Annotated in this window: 22 protein-coding genes; 12 read left to right on the top strand and 10 right to left on the bottom strand. The window is 41.8% G+C overall.

The features are described from left to right. Positions 1-170 precede the first annotated feature (170 nt). Entirely contained in the window at positions 171-1058 is an 888-nt protein-coding gene (locus AC0L46_RS11005; protein ID WP_473503593.1) for a LysR family transcriptional regulator, read from the top strand. Between the two features lie 107 nt (positions 1059-1165). Further along, the gene (locus AC0L46_RS11000; RefSeq protein ID WP_473503591.1) at positions 1166-1435 is read left to right on the top strand and encodes a DUF3820 family protein; all 270 of its coding nucleotides are present in this window, start codon (positions 1166-1168) and stop codon (positions 1433-1435) included. 9 nt (positions 1436-1444) lie between these two features. On the opposite strand, the gene AC0L46_RS10995 is transcribed toward AC0L46_RS11000, so the two are convergent. Then, a complete protein-coding gene (locus AC0L46_RS10995; protein WP_473503589.1) occupies positions 1445-1882 on the bottom strand; it encodes a GNAT family N-acetyltransferase in 438 nt (145 codons plus the stop codon). Between the two features lie 186 nt (positions 1883-2068). Here AC0L46_RS10995 and AC0L46_RS10990 point away from each other — a divergent pair, with 186 nt between their 5' ends. After that, positions 2069-2524, top strand: a complete 456-nt coding sequence (locus AC0L46_RS10990) for a GNAT family N-acetyltransferase (RefSeq protein ID WP_473503587.1) — start codon at positions 2069-2071, stop codon at positions 2522-2524. 96 nt (positions 2525-2620) lie between these two features. Here AC0L46_RS10990 and AC0L46_RS10985 read toward each other — a convergent pair whose 3' ends face one another. The 5 genes from AC0L46_RS10985 to AC0L46_RS10965 form a co-directional block, all read right to left on the bottom strand. After that, the gene (locus AC0L46_RS10985; protein WP_473503585.1) at positions 2621-3997 is read right to left on the bottom strand and encodes a class II fumarate hydratase; all 1377 of its coding nucleotides are present in this window, start codon (positions 3995-3997) and stop codon (positions 2621-2623) included. Between the two features lie 21 nt (positions 3998-4018). After that, the gene (locus AC0L46_RS10980; RefSeq protein ID WP_414680677.1) at positions 4019-4369 is read right to left on the bottom strand and encodes a hypothetical protein; all 351 of its coding nucleotides are present in this window, start codon (positions 4367-4369) and stop codon (positions 4019-4021) included. A gap of 184 nt (positions 4370-4553) precedes the next feature. Further along, entirely contained in the window at positions 4554-5033 is a 480-nt protein-coding gene (locus AC0L46_RS10975; RefSeq protein WP_473503583.1) for an FKBP-type peptidyl-prolyl cis-trans isomerase, read from the bottom strand. A gap of 85 nt (positions 5034-5118) precedes the next feature. Further along, entirely contained in the window at positions 5119-5706 is a 588-nt protein-coding gene (locus tag AC0L46_RS10970) for a DUF1439 domain-containing protein (protein WP_473503581.1), read from the bottom strand. Next, positions 5703-6590, bottom strand: a complete 888-nt coding sequence (locus AC0L46_RS10965) for a mechanosensitive ion channel family protein (protein ID WP_473503579.1) — start codon at positions 6588-6590, stop codon at positions 5703-5705. The genes AC0L46_RS10970 and AC0L46_RS10965 overlap by 4 nt, the downstream gene beginning before the upstream one ends. Positions 6591-6715: 125 nt before the next feature. Here AC0L46_RS10965 and AC0L46_RS10960 point away from each other — a divergent pair, with 125 nt between their 5' ends. From AC0L46_RS10960 to AC0L46_RS10945, 4 genes are all read left to right on the top strand, one after another. Then, positions 6716-7141 carry a YebG family protein gene (locus AC0L46_RS10960; protein ID WP_473503577.1) on the top strand — a complete coding sequence of 142 codons (426 nt, stop codon included), beginning with the start codon at positions 6716-6718 and terminating at the stop codon, positions 7139-7141. Between the two features lie 142 nt (positions 7142-7283). Beyond that, positions 7284-7886: a hypothetical protein gene (locus AC0L46_RS10955; RefSeq protein ID WP_473503575.1), complete on the top strand. Its 603-nt coding sequence runs from the start codon at positions 7284-7286 to the stop codon at positions 7884-7886. A 352-nt stretch (positions 7887-8238) separates the two neighbouring features. Then, positions 8239-9210 carry an aspartyl/asparaginyl beta-hydroxylase domain-containing protein gene (locus AC0L46_RS10950; protein WP_473503573.1) on the top strand — a complete coding sequence of 324 codons (972 nt, stop codon included), beginning with the start codon at positions 8239-8241 and terminating at the stop codon, positions 9208-9210. Positions 9211-9410: 200 nt separating this feature from the next. Then, on the top strand, positions 9411-11246 hold the full coding sequence (locus tag AC0L46_RS10945; RefSeq protein ID WP_473503571.1) for an ABC transporter ATP-binding protein: 1836 nt from the start codon (positions 9411-9413) through the stop codon (positions 11244-11246). Between the two features lie 87 nt (positions 11247-11333). Here AC0L46_RS10945 and AC0L46_RS10940 read toward each other — a convergent pair whose 3' ends face one another. Together AC0L46_RS10940 and AC0L46_RS10935 are read right to left on the bottom strand one after the other, a co-directional pair. Then, positions 11334-11654: a DUF6172 family protein gene (locus AC0L46_RS10940; RefSeq protein WP_473503569.1), complete on the bottom strand. Its 321-nt coding sequence runs from the start codon at positions 11652-11654 to the stop codon at positions 11334-11336. A gap of 119 nt (positions 11655-11773) precedes the next feature. Then, complete coding sequence (locus AC0L46_RS10935) at positions 11774-12844, bottom strand: zinc-binding metallopeptidase family protein (RefSeq protein WP_473503567.1); 1071 nt, start codon at positions 12842-12844, stop codon at positions 11774-11776. Positions 12845-13016: 172 nt separating this feature from the next. Between AC0L46_RS10935 and AC0L46_RS10930 the strand changes: the two genes are divergently transcribed. The 5 genes from AC0L46_RS10930 (at position 13017) to AC0L46_RS10910 (ending at position 19529) form a co-directional block, all read left to right on the top strand. Beyond that, positions 13017-14033: a LacI family DNA-binding transcriptional regulator gene (locus AC0L46_RS10930; RefSeq protein ID WP_473503565.1), complete on the top strand. Its 1017-nt coding sequence runs from the start codon at positions 13017-13019 to the stop codon at positions 14031-14033. A 112-nt stretch (positions 14034-14145) separates the two neighbouring features. Then, on the top strand, positions 14146-15105 hold the full coding sequence (locus tag AC0L46_RS10925) for a sugar kinase (RefSeq protein ID WP_473503563.1): 960 nt from the start codon (positions 14146-14148) through the stop codon (positions 15103-15105). A 5-nt stretch (positions 15106-15110) separates the two neighbouring features. Then, the gene (locus tag AC0L46_RS10920) at positions 15111-16085 is read left to right on the top strand and encodes an NAD(P)-dependent oxidoreductase (protein WP_473503561.1); all 975 of its coding nucleotides are present in this window, start codon (positions 15111-15113) and stop codon (positions 16083-16085) included. A gap of 19 nt (positions 16086-16104) precedes the next feature. Further along, the gene (locus tag AC0L46_RS10915) at positions 16105-18186 is read left to right on the top strand and encodes a DUF4962 domain-containing protein (protein ID WP_473503559.1); all 2082 of its coding nucleotides are present in this window, start codon (positions 16105-16107) and stop codon (positions 18184-18186) included. Positions 18187-18312: 126 nt separating this feature from the next. After that, a protein-coding gene (locus AC0L46_RS10910; RefSeq protein WP_473503218.1) for an IS3 family transposase occupies positions 18313-19529 on the top strand; the annotation gives its coding sequence in 2 pieces (ribosomal slippage) (positions 18313-18658 and positions 18658-19529; 1218 coding nt in all). Between the two features lie 30 nt (positions 19530-19559). Here AC0L46_RS10910 and AC0L46_RS10905 read toward each other — a convergent pair. Both AC0L46_RS10905 and AC0L46_RS10900 read right to left on the bottom strand, forming a co-directional pair. Continuing rightward, complete coding sequence (locus tag AC0L46_RS10905) at positions 19560-19979, bottom strand: RbsD/FucU family protein (protein ID WP_473503557.1); 420 nt, start codon at positions 19977-19979, stop codon at positions 19560-19562. Positions 19980-20130: 151 nt separating this feature from the next. After that, positions 20131-21849, bottom strand: coding sequence for a bifunctional protein-serine/threonine kinase/phosphatase (locus AC0L46_RS10900; RefSeq protein WP_473503555.1), 1719 nt, complete (start codon positions 21847-21849; stop codon positions 20131-20133). Positions 21850-21884: the final 35 nt, after the last annotated feature.

Below are 21884 nucleotides of genomic sequence, written 5' to 3'. Positions count from 1 at the left end.
CCAAAGTGTGTGTTTTTAATGACCAATAACACAGAGCTTAGTCCTAAAAAATTAGCGCGATAATAGCTATTTCAGAAAATGATTGTTGCCATATAACAACAATCATTTAAAAACATCTCAATTTGGTTATAATATAACAATTATCCACCTTCAGAAAAAAAGAGACATTTATGAAAAATTGGGAAGCTATGGAAGCCTTTGTTGAAGTTGTGCGCCAAGGGAGTTTTTCCGCTGCGGCCAGTCAATTAAATGTTTCCGCCTCACACATCAGTCGTTTGGTTTCCCAATTAGAAACAGACCTTGGCACCACTTTATTATTCCGCACCACAAGGCGAATTCGTTTAAGTGAATCAGGCGAGCTCTATTATCAGCATTGCCGAGATTTACCCAGCGCACTGAGCAGCGCAGAAGAAGTGATTTCGTCTCTCAACCAAGCGCCTATTGGCAGTTTTAAAATGACCTGTGCTACCACATTTGGTGAACGTTATATCGCACCGTTAATGAACGATTTTTTATCAACGCACCCACAAATAGAGTTGGATTTTCACCTGACAAATCGCCCTGTGGATTTAATCGAAGAAGGCTATGATTTGGCGATTCGCATGGGTTCCATGAAGGATTCTAGCCATTTGTCTCGCCGGTTATGCAATCGTGTCGAGTATCTTTGTGCCTCACGAGAATATGTAGATCAACACGGCATGCCACACACACTGGCAGAACTGAACAAACACCAATGCTTAACTGGTTCAACAAACCATTGGCAGTTTCAACAAAATGGTCAGAGAAAAGAGCTTAAGATCACCAGCCAGTACCGCAGTAACTCAGGCTTGGCTTTATTAGATGCCGTAAAAAAAGGCTTAGGAATCGCACAGTTACCAGATTATTACGTTAATGACGACCTCGCTTCAGGAAAGTTAATCGCCCTTTTACCTCAATATCAATACCCTTACAGCGGAGTTTGGTTGGTTTACCCGAAAGTGCGACAAGCATCGCCTAAATTAACCGCTGTTTGCGATTATTTAATTGCTCGCTTTGCTGAAAACAGCACCTTTCGATAAGAGATTTTCGGCTTATTCACTGGATGATATAAGCAAACAAAGTAGAAGGCGGTTTTTTTCACATTTTATGTTTAAATACGACCACTGTTAATGATTAAGTGAGCGTCATGTTTTCCCAAGAAGATCTCATCCAAGTTGCCCGTCAAACCATGCCTTTTGGTAAGTATCAAGGTCGTGTATTGGTGGATTTACCTGAAGAATATTTACTCTGGTTTGCGAATAAAGGCTGGCCAAGTGGTAATTTGGGACAATGGCTGCAACTGGCGTTGGAAATCAAGATCAATGGATTAGAAAAACTGGTTGAGCCATTGCGCCAACCTTCAGAAGAGGAAAAAGGCGACGCTAAGGCAAAGGTGCGCATTCGGTTTGACGACTGAGTTTCCTCACTAGCGGCGATAAAAAAGCACACCATTTTCTTCTTTCTCTACAACAAACCCCAAGCGGTCAGCCACTTTCATGGACGCCATGTTGTCCTTTTTGACCTGAGCCGTCAGTGGTTGCTGGAAGCTTTCGATAAGTTGCGACAGCATCTTATGGGCAACACCTTGTCCTCTGGCTTCTGGAGCAACCGTCCAAGACAGCTCCCATCCATCGTCTTCTTTATCCGCTCGACAGGTTCCAACCAGCTTGCCATCTAATTCTGCTATCCATAAACGTCGCACTTCTGGCTTCTTTAAAGAGGACTCAAGCCAAGCAAGATGATCTTCTAAACGAACCTCGTCTGTATTGTGTGACGCCGCCCGTGTTTGTGGATCATTACGCCACGCCAACAATGTCTTTGCGTCTTTTAACGCCGCGGCTCGTAAACTCAATCTGTTTGTCATATGTGCCTACAAAATAGTGTCTTCTTTTAAGCAGTATACCTGCTGACTTTCCTTTGCCGATATCTTAGCAGAGTAGAGAGATGATTTTTGAAGAGTGCAGATGTGATTTCTAAAGAGTTCAAAAATGGCTTTTAAAAAGGTATAAATTATTTAATACGCTATTTATTACGAAGAGGAAACAAGCTCATGGAAATCCGAGTGGATGATTTATCTGGCCCTGAAGTACGACAATTACTAATCGAGCACCTTGATGATATGTACGCCACTTCACCAGCGGAAAGTGTTCATGCCCTTGACCTAAGCGAGCTTCAACAACCAAACATTACCTTTTGGACCATCTGGGAAGGTGACATATTATTAGGAAGTGGCGCACTAAAGGACTTAGGCAACCAAGAAGGTGAAATTAAGTCCATGCGCACCACCGAAGCTGCTCGTAACAAAGGCGTCGCCTCTCACCTTTTGCAATTCATTTTGGAAAGCGCCAAGCAAAACAAACTCACTAAAATCAGTTTAGAAACAGGCACTCAAGACTTCTTTACACCTGCACGAAACCTCTACAGCAAACACGGCTTTGAAGAATGCGGCCCCTTTGCAGATTATCAACTAGATCAATACAGCGTATTTATGAGCAAGTGTTTATAAACACGCTGCACTCAAAAGCAAAAAAGCCAGCTCAAGGCTGGCTCATTTCAGAATTTGGAAAAGAGGATAACCAAATTATGAAATCCTTTTCAGTAATTACAAACCACCGTTTGTTAATTTAGCTGGATCAAGCAAAGCCATTAACTCATCTCGACTTAAATCCGTTTGCTCTTCGGCCACATCCACTACTGGGCGTTTTTCTCGGTAAGCTGTTTTCGCAATTTCAGCCGCTTTACCATAACCAATGATTGGGTTTAATGCAGTGACGAGAATCGGGTTACGATGTAACGCTTCATTTAGCTTATCTTCATTTACCGTCAATGTGGTAATGGCATTGTCTGCTAGCAAATGACCACTGTTTGCCAGTAGTTTAATGCTATGCAGCAAGTTCTTCGCAATCATTGGCAACATGACGTTCAATTCAAAATTACCAGACTGACCACCAATAGTGATCGCTGCGTCATTACCAATAACTTGCGCCGCAACCATGGCTGTGGCTTCCGGAATCACTGGATTCACTTTGCCTGGCATGATGGACGACCCTGGCTGTAAAGCTTCTAAGGTAATTTCTCCCAATCCCGCCAATGGGCCTGAGTTCATCCAGCGTAAGTCATTCGCAATTTTCATATAAGTGACCGCGACGGCTTTTAGCTGACCAGACAAAGCAACCGCCGTATCTTGCGAACCAATCAGAGCAAAAAAGTTTTGACCTGGAGTAAAAGTCACCTTGGTTAAATCAGACAGTTCTTTTGCGAATAGAGAGGCAAACTCAGGGTGTGCGTTAATCCCTGTTCCTACTGCCGTACCACCTTGCGCGAGTTGTGATGTTTTGCTTTCTAGGTGTTTCAGGTTATCTATATTGTCTTGTAATTGTGCAGCCCAAGCGTGGAAAGTTTGATCCAAACGCACTGGCATAGCGTCCATTAAATGAGTACGGCCTGTCTTGGTAAAGCCAGCCAGAGAGTCGCCTTTTTGAATAATGGCTTGTTTTAAATATTCCAACGCAGGAAGTAAATGCCCTGTTAATTCCAATGTAGCACTCACATGAATAGCACTTGGAATAACATCGTTACTGCTTTGTCCAAAGTTCACATGGTCATTCGGATTAATATCCAAACCATGGTATTTGGTTGCTAGCGTCGCAATGACTTCATTGGCGTTCATGTTTGAACTGGTACCGGAGCCAGTTTGGAACACATCCACAGGGAAATGCTGCATTAAGTTTTTGGCGTTCAGCAAATCATCGCAGGCATTTTGAATAGCCGCTGATTGTTCTGGTGTAATGCACTCTAAGCTCTGGTTAGCTCGTGCCGCGGCTGCTTTGATTAAGATAAGAGAGCGAATAAAAGCTTCTGGAAGTGGCTCATCACTGATGGGGAAGTTGTTGATTGCCCTTTGAGTTTGCGCGCCATACAAAGCGTCTTCAGGTACGTTTAATTCACCCATGCTGTCTTTTTCAATACGCATTTTCATTCTAATGATGTGTCCTTATTGTTAGTAAGAAGAAATAAAGTAATGGCTCAAAGTACGCAAACTGTGCTCCATTTTGAAATAGCTTCTGGCATCTTGATACGTCACGATTAAGCGTTTTAGCTGTGATAAAGGTAAGTACACTTTATCAAGGCAAGTTTGACGCCAGTGAGGAGGAAGGCTGGTATCGCAAACAGTATCGAGCAATACGTTAAAGACCCGTTGATGCAGTGATGTGGCATCAGGAATACTCAGACGCTCGGCGTATTCTGTTGTCAGCGTTAGGTAATGATCGAGAATCTCTGGCGAGTCTGCACACTGACCCGCCTGAATGGTTTGTTCAAGTACTGAGAATGGCACTAAGTAGCGAGTCATTGCTTTCTCCTTTCAAACATATAAATGATAACTATTATCAATATGTACCTAGAAGAAAGTTCTGTCAAGCTAGTTGATAACGATTCTTATTAATTTTCATTTTTTTGACTCGCCACCGTTTTTTCCTACAAAAAAGCCTCTGCTACGATAAACGCAACAGAGGCTTTCTTTCACTCAATAATTACTAGTGGTGATGACCGCCTACACCGTGTGCATGGCCGTGGGCAATCTCATCATTGGTTGCGTCACGAGTCTCAACAATCTCAATATTGAATGTAAGATCTTTTCCTGACAATGGGTGATTCAAGTCAACTGTTGCATGCTTCAGACCGGCTTTAATGATGGTTACCTGACGCATGCCTTTGTCTGTTTGTACCACAGCAACCATGCCAGGTTTCCAGCGTTTCGCGCCTTGCAAGTGTTTGATTGGCATTTGCTGTGTGCGATCTTCATGACGCTCGCCGTAAGCTTCAGCACAAGGCACTGTTACTTCAAATTCATCACCTACTTCTTTGCCTTCCATTGCTTTTTCTAGTCCCGGAACAATGTTGCTGTGACCGTGAAGGTACGCTGCAGGATCATTACCCGCAGACGTTTCAATCAAGTCTTCTCCATGACGTAATGTGTAGTGAAATTGAACAACTTGATTATCTGCAATCGGCATAGGGGTTTCCTCTATTCTTCATTCTGGGAGAGAAGCATTACTGCTCATTTTAGCGCGGCATTATAAAGGCAACCTAAGAACTTAACTAGAAAATAGAGAGCTCTAGGGATTCTTCTTTAATAATAATGTCTTTCACCAACGCTCCGGCTACTTTTTCAAATGGCGAATGATTCAGAACATACACAGGATACTTAGCAAAATGCTGAGCCAGCGCTTGCTCTAAATCGCCATGCAAAGAACCCAACGTTGAACGTAACATTTGCTCACTAAAAGTAGAGCCTTGTACGTCTATTTTCGTGATTCTTGGGCCAACTAAATAAAGCTTATCGCCTTCAATGCGAACGCCAGATTCAAACGATGGACGAACCACAGTAGTCAATGAAAACTCTTGACCAAATGCCGTTAATGTCCCTTTTAAATCACTTACTAAATCCACAATAACCAAGCCACCATCACGGGCGGTGAAATCTATGTCAGCTTCTGTTACTAACAAATCCAAGTTCAAAACATTACCATCGATGTTGAAGGTAATTTTGTTCTGTTGTGACTCTTCGAGCTGTTTTTTAACCTCTTGATTGACTTCATCTTCACTTACTAAAAAGCTATTGCAGCCGATTAACAGTAAAGTGCTTGCTAATAAAGTCAGTGTTAAAGCTCGCTGAAAGATCTTCATTTACTTGCCTCACTCGATTCACTCTGTCGGTTCCAATTGGCATTACGCTCTTCATACCAAAACCGCATAAAATCTTCTGTCACCTTTTGCTCAATACCTACGGCTTCTTCTGTTGGGCAGAACAAAGACACAGTGAATATGTTGTAACCCTCTGGCGTCGTCGTGATTCGAACCCGAGGTTCAGGGCCTGAAATTTTAATGTCCAAACGCTTTTCAATTAAGCTATTGTAGCGAATCGCTACTTCGTGGAAATGCTCACTGTATTCGCGAATTTTCTCCAAGATCTGCTCTTTAATTACAAATAAATTCACATCATCCGTATTACGTGAAATAGAGAAATTATGAGTAACATAACGGCGCATATAGTTCAGGTTTTGCACGGTATGAACCAGCAAAACACTGTTCGGCACTACGGTAGTACGCCCCGTATAAGAATAACTTCCGCCTTTTAAATCAACTTCAAACAGAGTCGTAGAAAGCCAATCGCTGTCGGTGACTTCGCCTTCATAATTCGCAATACGAATCCAATCACCTACTTGATAAGGCCTTGTACTGGCACGGTAAAAAGCACCCACAATACAAGCGATAAACTCTTTCGTGGCGATAACCAGCGCCACCATAAATGCCGCAATGGAAATGGCGATATTTTGGAGTTCAGATGACCAAATTAAGATAAAACCAACCACTAAGAAGAGATTGAAAATATTATCTACCGTGTTAATTCTCTGGCGCTTTTTATCGTGTTCTATATTCTGATTTAAACGAATCAGACGTTTTATATAGCGCCTTACAATGTAAAAAAGCAGTGCCCAAGCCACTGTTAACGTCACTTCAATATGTTCAGTTACGACAGAAAAATCTAATTGGGATAAGTCGAATTGCATAAAAACCATTTCCTTTATCAAGAGCGCCACTTTAGCAATCATTGGCAAAATCAACAAACAAAAGCATTGGACAATAGAGAAAATAATACTGTATATTTATACAGTATTATTTTTGGAGGTGGATTATGCCTGTAATTACTCAATATGTTGTAGAACGTGATGGAATTGAAAGAATGACTTTTATTTCGAAAGCAGAAGCTGATGCCTACGATAAGCTGCTAGATACAGCTGATGCGCTTTATAACGTCTTAGAAGGTAGCAACCTTATTAGTGACACGACTCAAATCGAAGCTTTGTCTATGTACCTTGCAAAGAATAAAGACGCCTTTTTAGAGGCTTTAGGCTCAAAGAAGAAAAGCGCACCTAAAACGAAAAAAGTCAAAAACACAGACACCAGCGTCCAGCTCGACTTAGCGGATGCCGCCCCAAAAAAACCATTGGAGGATTTAATCATAGAGCCTGATGAGGAAACCTTCTATGAGGAAGAGGAAAACACTGTCATATTCGATCAAGACGATGTTAACGATTTCGTAGAAAGTGATGTTGCATAAAAAATAACCCTCATCTTTTTCCAAAAAATCTTTGCTAATACCAAGAAGTATTATGCTTTTATTATTGATTTTTCCAAAAAATTTACTTATTTTCTCGTCTTGGAGTATATGTAAAACTAAATCATGAAGGATAAGGAATAATATGAGATTTACTAAAATTGCATTAGCAGCATCATTGATTGCTGGAGCAACATTTGCAAATGCAAACAGTGAAGAGTCAGGGAATAAAATTAGAACAACTAAATTTGGAATACAAGGAGGGTTTGCTAACGGAGGGGATGTTATAAGCACTGTTACTTTTACGAGTGGCTCAACAGATACAATAAAAGCTGGTAGTGGGTTATTATTTGGAGCATATGCAATAATACCAATATCTGGCAGCGAAGACACCTATTTCAAATTAGCTATAAATTCAATGAGTGACACTATATACGCATCTAATGGTGAAGTTAGTTTTTCTCGCCTTCCTATTGATATTCTCTTTTTGAGGCAATCAGATAAATTACAACTTGCTGCAGGTGTCACCTACCATCTAAACCCTGAATATGAATATTCTGTAGTTGGAAGCAGTTACCTAAATGTTGAAGCTGATAATGCTCTAGGATTCCTTCTAGAAGCCAATTACAACATTTATAAATCTTTGAATATTGGACTTCGTTATACCAACATTGAGTATCGCTTCGATGGGGCTTCTAATAAATATGACGGTTCAAACTTGGCAATTACAACAGGTTATACTTTTTAAGTAATAGATTGTAAAACAATCCTCCAATAAATAAAGCCTATTTCATCGTCAAAATAGGCTCTTTCATTTCCTACTGAAAAATATCATTCCATATTAAAAGCCTACAATATCAACATATTTTTAGAATCCACGATGTAGTTAACTTAAAACCTTCTATGAGGAAGAGGAAAACACTGTCATATTCGATCAAGACGATGTTAACGATTTCGTAGAAAGTGATGCTACTTAGAAATTAAGCTTACAAATTCAAGGTGAAATGTGTACAAAACCCCATTAAAAGGTTCATATTTTGATCTAATTGGTAAATAATTAGCAAACAAAATGAACAGCTGTATTTTAATAGGGATAAAAAATGTACCTCGCCGTCATATTGATTCTTTTAGTGGGCTTCAGTCTATGCTCTATGTATTACATTTATACGTACAGAGGCAGCGTTCGATATGCCAACTGGACTGAATATTTACGAAAAGGTTGGCCGATTTTTGCACCACTTAACTGCTTGCTGTATTTATTTTCATCTAAAGCTGTCCGTCGCCCAATTATTGATACCTTGCAATACAAAGAACTTGATGAGCTACGAGCTAATTGGGAAGTAATACGAGATGAAGCATTGGCTCTCCAACAGGAAGGAGAGCTAGAAAACATCAATACTCTTGGCTCAGATGCCTATTATGACGTTGGCTTTAGAACCTTCCATAAATACGGATGGCGTAAGTTTTATCTAAAATGGTATGGCTACTCCCACACTTCCGCTCAGAAGAGCTGCCCTAAAACCGTTGAAATTCTCAGTAAGATCAAAAACATTAATGGTGCCATGTTTGCTTACATGCCAGCCAACTCAGAACTTACTCGTCATCTTGATCCTGTTGCTTGCTCGCTACGTTATCATTTAGGGTTAGAAACCCCGAATAGCAATGACTGCTTTATTAATATCGATGGAGAGCAGTACTCATGGAGAGACGGAAAGGATCTTTTGTTTGATGAAACCTATCTGCATTTCGTCAAAAACAATACAGAAGAAAGTCGCCTTATTTTAATGTGTGACTTTAACCGCCCCGTCAATCCATTAGGAAAACTGATTAACATCAGCTACAAATTGCTAATGCGAGCTTCTGTTGTGCCTAACACTCATGAAGACAAAGGCGGTTTAGCCAACCAAATATTTAAGTCTGTCGCACCACTTCTACAAAAAGGCAAAGAGCTTAAAAAAACCAACAGAAAAGCTTACAAGCGCCTCAAGTACCTTATTAACACACTGATCTTGCTCGTTTTAGTGGGTGTTTTTGCTGGCGTCATTCAACTTTTCTCATGGCTATTCTTCTAAAATAGTATTTTTGTCAGCTATAACGCTTTCCATTTAGCACACTTAAATGGAAAGCGTTGTTCTCACTCACAACACCTTTTTCATCACTTCTGGTTTCGTTTTATTTCTTGTTTCAGTTATTCATCGATAGCAGAGAAGCGCCACATATGGCGTATACTAAGCCTATAAATTGCTTGTCTCTTTTCTCGCTAGGATCATGAATGAAGCCAGTTGCCGCACCTAAAAATAACGTCGATAAAAATATGTTGGGTGTTTTTCGTTATAGCCGACGAGCCATTGAATTGGTTTGGAAAACATCACCCGCCTTAACCATAGGTTTAGCTATTGCCACTTTAATCGCAGGGATTGTGCCTGCTGCAATGGCATACGTTGGCCAACTCATTGTTGATGCTGTTTTAGCCGCTATAAATACCTACGAACAAAAAGGTGTTTTCCATTATCAAACCGCCTTCAAGTATGTGATATTGGAAGGTATTTTGGTTCTCATCATTGCCGCTGCTCAACGAGCACTGACTGCTCAGCAAGCGATACTTCAAGGTTTATTAGGCCATAAGGTCAATATGTTGATCTTGGAGAAAGCCCAAACCCTGACACTTTCTCATTTTGAAGATTCTGAATTTTACGACAAGCTCGTACGCGCTCGCCGAGAAGCCTCTAGCCGCCCTCTTGCCTTAGTGAATAAAACCTTTGCGCTACTGCAAAATGCCATTTCATTATCCAGCTTTGCGATTTTGCTATGGCACTTTTCTCCTTGGGCTTTGATATTGCTTGTGTGTGGCGCACTTCCCTCTTTTATCGCAGAAGCAAAATTTTCCAGTGCTGCATTCTTAATGTTTCGCTGGCGTTCACCAGAAGTAAGGCAGCAGAACTATTTAGAAACATTATTGGCCAGAGAAGACCACATTAAAGAGGTTCGCTTATATCAATTAAGTGGGCGTTTTTTGCAACGTTATGCGGATATTTTTCAAAAGCTTTTCCAAGAAAGTAAGCGGCTCATTCTACGACGCGAAACTTGGGGTTTTGTTCTAGGTGTGATTGGTTCTTTGGTGTTTTATGGCGCTTACGCATGGATTGTCAGCGACACCATTTTGGGCGTGATTACATTAGGTCAAATGACCATGTACTTATTGTTATTCAAACAAGGGCAAAGTGCCGTTTCAGCCTCACTTACCGCAATAAGTGGCATGTATGAAGACAACCTTTATTTGTCCAATTTATACGAATATCTAGAACAAGAAACACCGTTTTCAACAACTGGCTTAACCACTGGACCAAAACCAAACGACGGCATTCGTTTCGAACAAGTTTCTTTTCAATATCCTGGCAGTCAAACCGCGGCTTTATCCAACATTAATTTGCATATAAAACCAGGGCAAAGTCTCGCCATTGTCGGCGAAAACGGCTCAGGTAAAACAACACTTATTAAACTACTGACTCGCCTTTATCACCCAACTCAAGGTCGTATACTGTTGGATGGTTTAGATTTAATTGAATGGGACGAAGTAGCGCTTTTAAAGCGTATTGGCGTAATTTTTCAGGACTTTGTGCGATACCAATTAATTGTCGGTGAAAACATTGGTGCAGGCGATGACGCTCGATTCCAAGATGAATCTGGTTGGAAAAAAGCCGCTGAACTCGGCAAGGCAACCGATTTTATTGATCAACTAGAAAATGGCTACAAAACACAACTTGGGCGCTGGTTTAAAGATGGGCAAGAACTATCTGGCGGTCAATGGCAAAAAATCGCCTTAGCTCGCGCTTTTATGAGAGAAGAAGCCGATATTTTAGTATTAGATGAGCCAACAGCGGCCATGGATGCCCAAGCTGAAGCCAGTATTTTTGAACACTTCCAAGAACACACAAAAGACAAAATGGCGATTCTCATTTCCCATCGATTTTCCACCGTTCGCCTTGCTCATGAAATTATTGTCATGGAACATGGTGAAATAAAAGAACGTGGAACCCATGACTCTTTGTTGGCTCAGCAAGGTCAATACGCACATTTATTTAAGCTGCAAGCTCAAGGCTATCGTTAGAATCAAAAAAAGACAGATCAATGGTGGTTGATCTGTCTTTTAAAAGTAATGCACTCATCAAACTGAATAGCTATGTTCGTTCAATCTCTATTCTTCGTCATCAACATCATTAGATTCTGATACAGGACGCTTAGTACGTTGCGCTGGCGCTGCGATGATTTCTAAGTAAAACGCTTGCCATTCTTGGCTTTCTGCAAAACTGATTTTTTCGTTAATCTGAGCAACATGAATGATTTCTGCTGAATCTTCTGTTGCGCCAAACTTACAATCAAACCCCCAAAAATCTGCGTAATCAGGCAAGCTTTTATTGCGCTCTCGTTTTAGATATTTTTTAACTTCCGCTTTTGTCGCTTCAATTAAACGAGGATAGGCAATTTTTGGGTGAGATAACTTAAATGTCTTTTTCATTGGGGTCCTAAATATTGGGAGTCAGGAAACAGGCGAACCCGTTCCTATGCAGCGAGCATGATAACGGATCAGCCTCTCCACAGCTATGAATAAGTAAAATCCTCACCTGCTCAACCCATTTATTTCGACTGAGATCGAAGCAATTTATGAATAAAGGCCAATTTTTGACGCACCGCTGGCACCAAGATAAAAGGATACAAATCTGGTTGTCCCATCCCTCTGTTTAAGCTGTTCACAGCAAAAGTTAAAGGAATGTACTGAGCCAAAATTTCTTCAAAATCATCATGGCTAAAAGGATCGATATTCACCATAACAGCCAGATTTTGTCGATTAGATCCAATAGGCTGAAAACTCAACCCCAAATCACTGGCGGTTTCTAATGTGTCGACGATATGCAGATAATGCGCCCACGTTTCCGCCCAATCTTCCCAAGGGTGTGATGAAGCATACACACTCACAAAAGATTGCTGCCACTCTGCATTTGGTGTTTTGTAATGAGCTTCTAACGCTTCAGCATAGTCTGTCGTATCATCACCAAATAAAGCGCGAAACTCAGCTAAAGTCTGTTCATCATCAAACACCAATGAATCCCAATAATAGTGTCCAATCTCATGTCGAAAATGACCGATCACTGTTCGATAAGACTCATTCATATCCTCGCGCATTTGCTCTCGGTCTACTGAATTACCTTCTGCCGCATTGATAGTCACTTGGCCTGAAGCGTGCCCAGTCATTGGGCTCACATCTTCTGGCACCACATTATTTTCAGAAATAAAATCGAATGATAAACCTTCTTCTGGCGCTTTTTTCTTACTGACTAAAGGCAAGCCAAGGCGCAACAAAGAATAAACTAATCTGTGCTTGGCAAACTCCAACTGCTGCCACGCTTGGCGTTCTTCTATTTTGCCTAAGTTAGGAATATGGCGGTTCAAATCACACGCCACACAAAATGAACTTCCACCCTCTTCCACCAGCCAATTACATACTTGATGCTGATGGTTTTCACAGTAATACCAACGCTTAACCGGAACCGATGTGTCCGCCATGGCATACCAAGCGTTATCGACAGACTTTAACGCACTAAGCACCAACTGATCAGGCAAAAAGCCCAGTGCAGACGAACATTGCTCACAATGCGTATTTTCAAATAACACGGTTTGACCACATTGCTGACAACTGAAAATTTTCATAGGATTCCTGCCATTAAAAAAGAGCTCTAAAAAAGCCCAAGTGCGGGATAAAAACAGATTTGAGACTTACAATTGCACCTTACTAGGATCATAGTTTAAAGTAGATAAAACACCTACCTATTACTCATTTCTGTGGGACTTTCTCATTTCATTCAAATACTGAGACAAAACATTGCCGAAGAAACCGAACAAAAATTTCACCACCATTTCTGATGTCGCCAAATACGCTAATGTCGGAAAGACCAGTGTTTCTCGCTATCTAAATGGCGAACAAAACAAGTTATCAGAAAAGCTTCGAGAGAAAATTGAAGACGCTATCGCCCATTTAGATTTCCGTCCAAATCACTCCGCTCGAATGTTACGAGCCGGTCACTCGAAGCTCATTGGACTTATGTTTGCCGATGTCACCAACCCTTATTCTATCGATGTATTGAAGGGGATAGAGCATGTTTGTCGCCAAGAAGGTTACATGCTGATGGTGTGTAACACGGACAATGAAAAAGACTTACAAGACAGTTACTTGAATCTGTTAGAAGCACATAGAGTAGACGGCATAATCGTCAACATCGCAGCCATGGCACCGAAGCAACTCGACAACTTAGCCAAACTAACCTGCCCTCTTGTCTTGGTTGACCGCATTAACACCTCACTTGGATTTGATTCGGTCGGCTTGGATAATGAAGCCGCTGCCAAACAAGCCTGCGAACATCTGTTATCCAAATCCTATGAAGACATTTTGGTCATCACTGAGTCTCTTACCATTGAACCTCGACGTGCACGCGTTGACGCTATTCAAGCTTTCGTTGCAGAACAGGAAGACATGACTTGCGACATTGTGGAAACAGACAAAATGAGTGAGCCTTGTATGAGTTCAACGATTAACGACTTTCTACAAGAGAATCCAAATCGTAAAAAAGCCATTTTTACCACTAATGGTGTTGCCACCATGAGTGCAGCAAAAGCTTTAAAAAAGCTGAATATCAAAGCAGGCCAAGATATTGGATTAATTGGAATAGATGATCCTGAATGGGTGCAATTGTTTGAAGGCGGTATAACTGTCATGCGTCAGCCTACGCAAGACATTGGACAAACTGCCTGTAACCGTCTTTTAACGCGTATTCAAGGCAATAGCGAACCAACGCAGCACATCAAGTTGGCTGCAGAATTGGTTATTAGACAATCAACATAGGACGGATTTAGCTGTTTTTGGAATCGGTTCCATGTTATCTTCTTGATCAAAATATAACAGGTCTACAATAAATGACCTCGATGACGGCAATAATAAGATAGGAATAATAAACATGGCGCAAAATAACCAAGCACAATCTTTTGTAACACTCGGTGAAGCAATGGGACTATTCGTTGCAAAAACACCTGGAAGACTAGCAGACGTTGAAGAGTTCTCTCGCTACTTAGCAGGCGCAGAAGTGAACGTCGCAATTGGTATGGCGCGCCTTGGCTTCCAATCTAACTACGTCAGCAAAGTGGGCAACGACTGCATTGGTGAATTTATCCGCAATGCGATCGGCAAAGAAAACATCAATACAGACTCTATCTCTGAAACTGCGGATTACCCAACAGGTTTCATGATGAAAACCAGTCAAACAGACGGCAGCGATCCAGCAGTAGAATATTTCCGTCGTAACTCAGCAGCATCAACGCTGAACGCCAATGATATTGATGCGAGCTTATTTAAAGCTGACACTCACCTACATTTAACAGGTGTTGCCGCTGCGGTTTCTAGCTCTATGCGAGAAGCGATTTTTAAAGCGCTAGAATACGCAAGAGCACAAGGCTGCAGCATTACCTTTGATACGAACTTGCGCCCAACATTGTGGCCAAACCAAGAAACCATGATCAAAACGGTTAATGAATTGGCTTTTGCCAGCGACATCGTTTTACCAGGTGTTGAAGAAGGTAAAATCCTTGTAGGCAGTGAAGACCCAGAAACAATCGCAGACTTCTACCTAAGCAATGGCGCGAAAACCGTTATCGTTAAACTAGGAGCAGAAGGCGCATTTTACAAAACAGCGGCAGGCGAATCTGGCACAGTAGCAGGTTTCAAAGTGGAAAAAGTTATCGATACAGTAGGCGCTGGCGACAGTTTTGCTACTGGCGTTATCTCTGCATTGTTGGATGGCAAAAGCGTTGCAGAAGCAGCACGTCGCGGTAACTTATTTGGCTCATTAGCAGTACAAGTACGTGGCGACAGCGAAAGCCTTCCGACTCGCGCTAAGTTAATCGAGCTAGAGCAAGCTTAAGTAAGATGAAACGCAACGTCCTTTTATACAAAGGGATTCCTGAGCAAGCGCTGCAGAAACTGCAAGCGCACTTTAATGTTACTTATTTCGACGGAATAAATGATAACAATAAAAGTGCGTTTCTTTCTGCGCTTGCTGAAACGGAAGGATTGATTGGTGCCAGTGTAAAAATGGACGCTGAGGTTTTGACGTACGCTCCGAATTTGAAAGCAGCTTCCACTATTTCTGTCGGTACCGATCAATACGACCTTCCTTATCTTGCACAGCGCAATATTCCCCTAATGCACACGCCCAATGTGCTAAATGAAACCACAGCCGATACTCTATTTACTCTCATTATGTGCACAGCAAGACGTGCCGTAGAAATGGCGAATATGGTTCGTGAAGGCCGTTGGACAAGCAGCATTGGTGAAGCACATTTTGGCACCGACATTCATGGTAAAACCTTAGGCATTATTGGTATGGGACGCATTGGATACGCCATTGCCAAACGTGCTCACCTTGGGTTTGACATGAAAATTCAATACAGCAACCGTAGCCGTAAAGAAGAAGCTGAAAAAGATTTTAACGCTTCTTATATGGATATGGCGTCTTTGCTCAAGACATCTGATTTCGTTTGCGTCATGACGCCATTAACGCCGCAAACGGAACGACTGATTGGCAAGAATGAATTTGCCATGATGAAAAAGAGCTCCATTTTCATTAATGGCTCTAGAGGCAAGGTCATTGATGAATCTGCTCTGATTGACGCCTTAACGAAAGGCACAATCAAGGCTGCTGGTTTGGATGTTTTTGAAGTAGAGCCACTGCCAGCAGACTCACCACTGTGCAAATTAGATAACGCTGTCATGTTCCCACATATCGGCTCAGCGACGGCAGAAACTCGATTCAATATGGTGATGTGTGCCGTAGATAATCTTATCAATGCTTTAAATGGCGACATCTCAAAAAATTGTGCGAATAAAGACTTATTAAAATAATTTTAAATGGAGGCCCACAATGTCTAAAGATAAATCGTTTGATGCTATTAAAGCCATCAAACTAGAGAACGACAAATCTGCAGGTAATCTTGTTGATGTCATGCCTATCAAGGTTCAAGAAGCGGATATCGACCTGTCTTTCCTAGATAACTTGAGCGTTGAACATCCACGCTTATTGGTACAAAGCAAAGACCTTGCTGCATTTCGTGAGAATCTGAAAAAAGACCCAAGCTACTGCAAGTTTGACGCTTTTATGGCGAACTCCACCAATAAGTTTTTAGACACAGCACCTTACGCTGAGCCACAACCTTACCCAGAAGAAACCGTTGGCAAAGCCTCTTTGTGGCGCCCTTACTGGCGTCAAATGTACGTGAGCTGTCAAGAAGCCTTCAATGCCACACGTAATCTATCTATTGCAGGTATCGTATTAGAAGACGAAGCCATCATTGCCAAGGCAAAAGCATGGACATTGCAACTAGCGTCATACGATCCAGAAGGCGTGACGTCCCGTGGTTACAACGATGAAGCTGCTTTCCGTGTTATCGCGGCAATGGCTTGGGGTTACGATTGGTTGCACGCCTACTTCACAGAAGAAGAACGCGAGACTATTAAACAAGCTTTAGTGGTTCGCTTAGAAGAAATCATGCACCACTTACAAGTAACCGTAGATTTGTTAGCAAACCCGCTAAACAGCCACGGTGTACGTAGTATCAGCTCAGCAGTTATTCCAACCTGTATCGCCCTATACAATGAGTATCCAAAAGCTCGTGAGTACATCGAATACGGTATTGAGTACTATGCGAAACATTACCCGCCATGGGGTGGTCAAGACGGCGCATGGGCAGAAGGTCCAGATTACTGGAACACACAAATGGCGTTCCTTGGTGAGTCTTTTGACCTACTAAAAAGCTACACGTCGATTAACATGTTCAACAAAGAGTTCTACAAGAACACTGGCGACTTCCCTCTTTACTGTATGCCGGTTCACTCTAAGCGCGCGAGCTTCTGTGACCAGTCCAGTATTGGTGACTTCCCAGGTCTAAAACTGGCTTATAACATCAAGCACTTTGCCGGTGTGAATAACAAGCCAGAATACATTTGGTACTACAACCAGCTTAAAGCCCGTGATACAGAAGCGCATACTAAGTTCTACAACTTCGGTTGGTGGGACTTTGGTTATGATGATTTGCGTTTTGATTATCTATGGAACGACATGCCAGAAGTGGCGCCGTCTAACGAACCACTGCTTAAAGTGTTCCCGATTACTGGTTGGGCGGCCTTCCATAGCAACATGACAAACCGTGAAGAACATATCCACATGGTTTACAAATGTAGTCCATTTGGTTCTATCAGCCATTCACACGGTGACCAAAACGCTTACACCTTGCATGCTTTTGGTGACACATTAGCGGCAATCACAGGTTATTACGGTGGTTTTGGTGTAGACATGCACATCAAATGGCGTCGTCGTACTTTCTCTAAAAACCTACCATTATTTGATGGCAAAGGTCAGTACGCAGAAAACACCACATCTAAGTTCGAAGGCGAACACCAAGATCGTTACTGTATTGAAGCTGGCGGTAAAATCAGCGATTACGATACAGAATCTGAAGTCTTGTTTGTGGAAGGTGATGCATCCACGTCTTACCAATTCCACAACCCAGACTTAGAAAGCTACAAGCGTAAAATCTGGTTCGCAAAAGGCAAAGTCTTTGTCATGCGTGACACAGCGACAATGAAAGTTGAGCAGGACCTAACTTGGAACCTGCATACAACGTTCGGCACAGAAACTGGCGGTGACAGATTCAAAATTATCGGTGAAAAAGCCGTACTCGACGTTTCCTTCATCAACGATTGCAAAGATGACATATTGTCAATTGAGAACGTAGAAGGCTTCGGTGAAGTTGACCCAGCAGAATACGCTGATTTAGAAGTTCACCGTCATGTAGAAGCGAAGTTCAAAGCAAAGAAAGAGCACAACATTCTTACTTTGCTTGTGCCGAGTAAAGCTGGGCAAGCTAAAACAGAAGTGTCGCATAAATTAATCGGCAACACTTTAGAACTCACTATCGATGGTGAACACGTTATTATTCAACTTTAATTATTGAGCTTTATATCACTCAACAATCAAAACTCAAAAGCCACTTCAAATGAAGTGGCTTTTTTATTAAAAATGACCCGTCCTAAATAAGGTTGTCACTTTTCAATACTTCAATTGGAGAGTGCAATGACTACAACACCTAAGCGTACACAGCGTGACTATTCCTTCGCCTTTAAATTAGCCGTTGTTGATCAAGTAGAAAAAGGCGAGTTGACCTATAAACAAGCTCAAAGTAAATATGGCATTCAGGGCCGGTCAACTGTTTTGATTTGGCTTCGAAAGCATGGTCGACTAAATTGGGAGCAAGGTGCTTCACCTTTGCATCCAAAAGGAGATCTTATGAATGAGACAAATGAGCTTACCCCAGAGCAACGAATTAAAGCGCTTGAAACTGAGCTGGTTGAGGCTAAGAGAAAGGCTGAGTTCTTTGAGCACATGATCATGGTTTTAAAGCGTGATTACGGAGTAAGCGTGTCAAAAAAGCCGCTTGCCAAACGATCCAAGAAAAGAAAGTAGATGGTTTTAGCGTTATTGAATGTTGTCGCTATCTTGGTATCACAAGACAAGCTTATTACAAACGCTGCTTGCTAACTAAACAAGAAGACGACTTAAACAATGATGTGGTAAATCAAGTACAGCTCATTCGTTTAAAGCATCCTCGAATGGGTACAAGAAAGCTTCAACATAAGCTCGGCTTGGAGCACCAGTGTTATATTGGTCGAGACCGCTTATTTAGAGTGCTTAGGGAGGCGCGTTTATTGGTTAAAGTAAGGCGCTCATACCATAAAACCACACAGAGTCATCACCGTTTTTATTGCCATCCAAACCTGATTAAAGATGGTGAGCGTCAGATAAAGGCAAGTGGACCTGAACAGCTATGGGTGGCTGACATTACTTATGTTCCTACCCAAAATGGCGATGCGTATCTCAGTTTGATTACAGATGCTTGGTCGCGAAAAATAGTGGGATATCACGTAGACGATACCTTACGAACGGATGCAGTCATTAAAGCCTACAAAAATGCTTTAAAAGAACGAACGAGAAAGGCTCAATTGCTCGTGCATCACTCAGATCGAGGGCTTCAATATTGCTCTAAACAATATCAACAGCTCCATGAAAAGCATGGAGTTCAGTGCTCGATGACAGATGGTTACGATTGCTATCAGAATGCTCTAGCTGAGAGAGTCAATGGCATCATTAAGAATGAGTACTTAATCGTTAAGCCGAGGGATCTGCATGAAGCTAGGCTGATAGTATCGGAGTCGGTAGAAAGTTATAATAAGAGTCGGCCACATATGGCCTTAAAATACAAAACGCCCGATGAGGTTCATCGAGCGTTTTAGAACCAGAATAAGTGTCAACCTATATCAGGACTAGTCAAAAACAACACCCACTGTCAGTAATATATTCGCAAATCGACGCTGCTCACCGGTTGCAATAACCAACAATGTATCATCACTTTTTACAGCTGAATAGAAGTCAGCACGTTCTAAATAATCAATAACTACTGTTTCTGGCAACATGGATTTGTATTCATCAATAATGGTGTTCTCAAAATCCGCAGGGTGAGACATCATAGTCGCGCTTTCTACGTTAATCATCTCGCAGACTCCCGCCATAACATCCGTACTCGCCAGCATTCCCGGCATAAAATTCAGATAGATGATATTGGCTTGAGGCGATGAATTTGTCACAAAGGAGTAATTTCCATCTGCAATCAATATCTTAGTTTTGTGACCACAGTTTGCTAAACAGCGAAGTAATTCTGGGTGGATGATTTTACTTTTTATCATAATTATTCTCTTTAAAACTTAACTAAAACGGCATCAATGATTACATGAATCATGATGGGCTTGTGAACGCTTTTAGTCAGTATACGGTATGACTAAAGCATGCAGAAGCTAACTTTAAACCTGTCTTTTTGATTAATAGAAAGCAATCTTGTTATTGAATTTTCAACAACATGAAAACGATGATGAGAAATAAACTAAAAGACACACCTTGCCAGAACATCACGGGATTACGCTGTATAAGTGGTGGTCGAGTTCGGTTCAAAAAAGCCTTGTTAGGATGATGGAGATCATAAACAAACTCCGACAAGGTTTCGTAGCGTTTCAGCGGATTAATTTGTAAGGCTTTTTGCAAGGCGTCATCGATCCAAATTGGCAGTTCGGATTCATCATTAATCAAGCTTGTGTATTGGATCCTACGTTGTGCGTTGACGCTTTTCGCCTGAGCAATATTCACCCCATAAGGGAATTTTCCACCAGACAACATTTCATAAGCGATAACACCCAAAGCATAAATATCTGAGCGCGCTGTCCCCGCCTGCCCAAGAAAGTATTCCGGTGCCGAATAACGCATAGTACCTTTCAGCAACTCTTCGTCTTTTGTGTTGGTGACGCCTGCAATATAGGTCGAACCAAAGTCGATGATCTTCACTGTATTCGTACTGTCTATCATGATGTTGGCAGGTCGAATGTCTTGGTGAATCATTTCTTGTCGATGAAACGCCTGTAAGCCTTTGGCGATTTGAGAAATGATATTACGGATTTGTTCTAAGCTCGGCTTGGGGTTATCAATCATCCATTGAGCAAGGGATTTGCCTTCTAGATATTCCATGACCACGTACAAGTAATTACGCTTCCGAGTGGATTCTATGGCTTTGACCACATGTGGATTGGTGACGCGCTTGGCAATCCAATCTTCCATCATGAAGCTTTCTAAATAGTCTTTATCTGATCCTAGTTCCACCGAAGGCACTTTAAGGACGACAGTTTGCTCTGTGTCTTTATCTCGCGCCAAGAAAACATGACTGCGGCTGCTTACATAAATTGGGCGGATGATTTCATAACCATCAAACTCCATTCTTGCAGCCAACTGAGGCGGCAAAGGCAAGCCAGTCACTTGTTGCTGAACTTCGTCTAATTGATACGTAGGAAGATGCTCAACGCGAACCAGTTGCACACTCAAGTTATCATCACTGCCCGCGTCCAACGCCAACGAAATAATGCGCTCAGCCGCGTCATCTAATGTATTCGTTGCAGCAATGCATTCCAAGACCTGAGCCACATTTGCAAATTCATAAACGCCATCTGTTGCCAATAAAAATAAATCGCCTTCAGCAATAGGATCAACGCGGTAATCAATTTCTAACGCCTGATCAATACCTAAAGCACGAGTTAGATAGCTCACATCTTCCGAGACAACTCGTCGATGATCTTGCGTTAATTGCTCTAATGCTGATCCTGTTACTCGGTATATTCGGCTATCGCCAGAATGAAAAATATGAGCGCTATTAGACTTAAGCACTAAGGCACTGAAAGTACAGATATAACCTTTGTCTTTCTCGAAACGATAAGGGCTATTTTGAGTTTGAGCGTGCAACCAAGCATTAATTGATTTCACCACTTTTTGGCCAGAGGTTTTCACAGACCAAGCATCAGAGGTGCAATAATAATCTTCCAAAAAACTCGTAATTGCCGTTTGACTGGCGACTTGGCTCACCTTGCTAGAACTTATACCATCGGCAATCGCAACCACAACGCCTTTCGCACTCAACAAAGGCTCAGCAGGAACCGAACTTCCCAGAAAGTCTTGGTTTACCTCTTTCCTGCCTTTGTCTGTGGCACTGCCAATACTGACGCTCAATGGCTTACTCATAAGCTTCCTTCATTCCATTTTCTTCAAGTAACAAC

This window comes from Marinomonas sp. 15G6-16, from assembly GCF_055809555.1.
This window is presented reverse-complemented; position numbering and strand designations above follow the sequence as displayed.

What these genes read in the sequence shown, in the direction of transcription:
- AC0L46_RS10945 (WP_473503571.1), top strand. Translation starts at nt 9,411, where the DNA reads ATGAAGCCAGTTGCCGCACCTAAAAATAACGTCGATAAAAATATGTTG.
- AC0L46_RS10915 (WP_473503559.1), top strand. Translation starts at nt 16,105, where the DNA reads ATGTCTAAAGATAAATCGTTTGATGCTATTAAAGCCATCAAACTAGAG.
- AC0L46_RS10985 (WP_473503585.1), bottom strand. Translation starts at nt 3,997, where the DNA reads ATGAAAATGCGTATTGAAAAAGACAGCATGGGTGAATTAAACGTACCT.
- AC0L46_RS10955 (WP_473503575.1), top strand. Translation starts at nt 7,284, where the DNA reads ATGAGATTTACTAAAATTGCATTAGCAGCATCATTGATTGCTGGAGCA.
- AC0L46_RS11005 (WP_473503593.1), top strand. Translation starts at nt 171, where the DNA reads ATGAAAAATTGGGAAGCTATGGAAGCCTTTGTTGAAGTTGTGCGCCAA.
- AC0L46_RS10965 (WP_473503579.1), bottom strand. Translation starts at nt 6,590, where the DNA reads ATGCAATTCGACTTATCCCAATTAGATTTTTCTGTCGTAACTGAACAT.
- AC0L46_RS10995 (WP_473503589.1), bottom strand. Translation starts at nt 1,882, where the DNA reads ATGACAAACAGATTGAGTTTACGAGCCGCGGCGTTAAAAGACGCAAAG.
- AC0L46_RS10990 (WP_473503587.1), top strand. Translation starts at nt 2,069, where the DNA reads ATGGAAATCCGAGTGGATGATTTATCTGGCCCTGAAGTACGACAATTA.
- AC0L46_RS11000 (WP_473503591.1), top strand. Translation starts at nt 1,166, where the DNA reads ATGTTTTCCCAAGAAGATCTCATCCAAGTTGCCCGTCAAACCATGCCT.
- AC0L46_RS10970 (WP_473503581.1), bottom strand. Translation starts at nt 5,706, where the DNA reads ATGAAGATCTTTCAGCGAGCTTTAACACTGACTTTATTAGCAAGCACT.
- AC0L46_RS10920 (WP_473503561.1), top strand. Translation starts at nt 15,111, where the DNA reads ATGAAACGCAACGTCCTTTTATACAAAGGGATTCCTGAGCAAGCGCTG.
- AC0L46_RS10900 (WP_473503555.1), bottom strand. Translation starts at nt 21,849, where the DNA reads ATGAGTAAGCCATTGAGCGTCAGTATTGGCAGTGCCACAGACAAAGGC.
- AC0L46_RS10950 (WP_473503573.1), top strand. Translation starts at nt 8,239, where the DNA reads ATGTACCTCGCCGTCATATTGATTCTTTTAGTGGGCTTCAGTCTATGC.
- AC0L46_RS10975 (WP_473503583.1), bottom strand. Translation starts at nt 5,033, where the DNA reads ATGCCGATTGCAGATAATCAAGTTGTTCAATTTCACTACACATTACGT.
- AC0L46_RS10935 (WP_473503567.1), bottom strand. Translation starts at nt 12,844, where the DNA reads ATGAAAATTTTCAGTTGTCAGCAATGTGGTCAAACCGTGTTATTTGAA.
- AC0L46_RS10960 (WP_473503577.1), top strand. Translation starts at nt 6,716, where the DNA reads ATGCCTGTAATTACTCAATATGTTGTAGAACGTGATGGAATTGAAAGA.
- AC0L46_RS10940 (WP_473503569.1), bottom strand. Translation starts at nt 11,654, where the DNA reads ATGAAAAAGACATTTAAGTTATCTCACCCAAAAATTGCCTATCCTCGT.
- AC0L46_RS10980 (WP_414680677.1), bottom strand. Translation starts at nt 4,369, where the DNA reads ATGACTCGCTACTTAGTGCCATTCTCAGTACTTGAACAAACCATTCAG.
- AC0L46_RS10925 (WP_473503563.1), top strand. Translation starts at nt 14,146, where the DNA reads ATGGCGCAAAATAACCAAGCACAATCTTTTGTAACACTCGGTGAAGCA.
- AC0L46_RS10905 (WP_473503557.1), bottom strand. Translation starts at nt 19,979, where the DNA reads ATGATAAAAAGTAAAATCATCCACCCAGAATTACTTCGCTGTTTAGCA.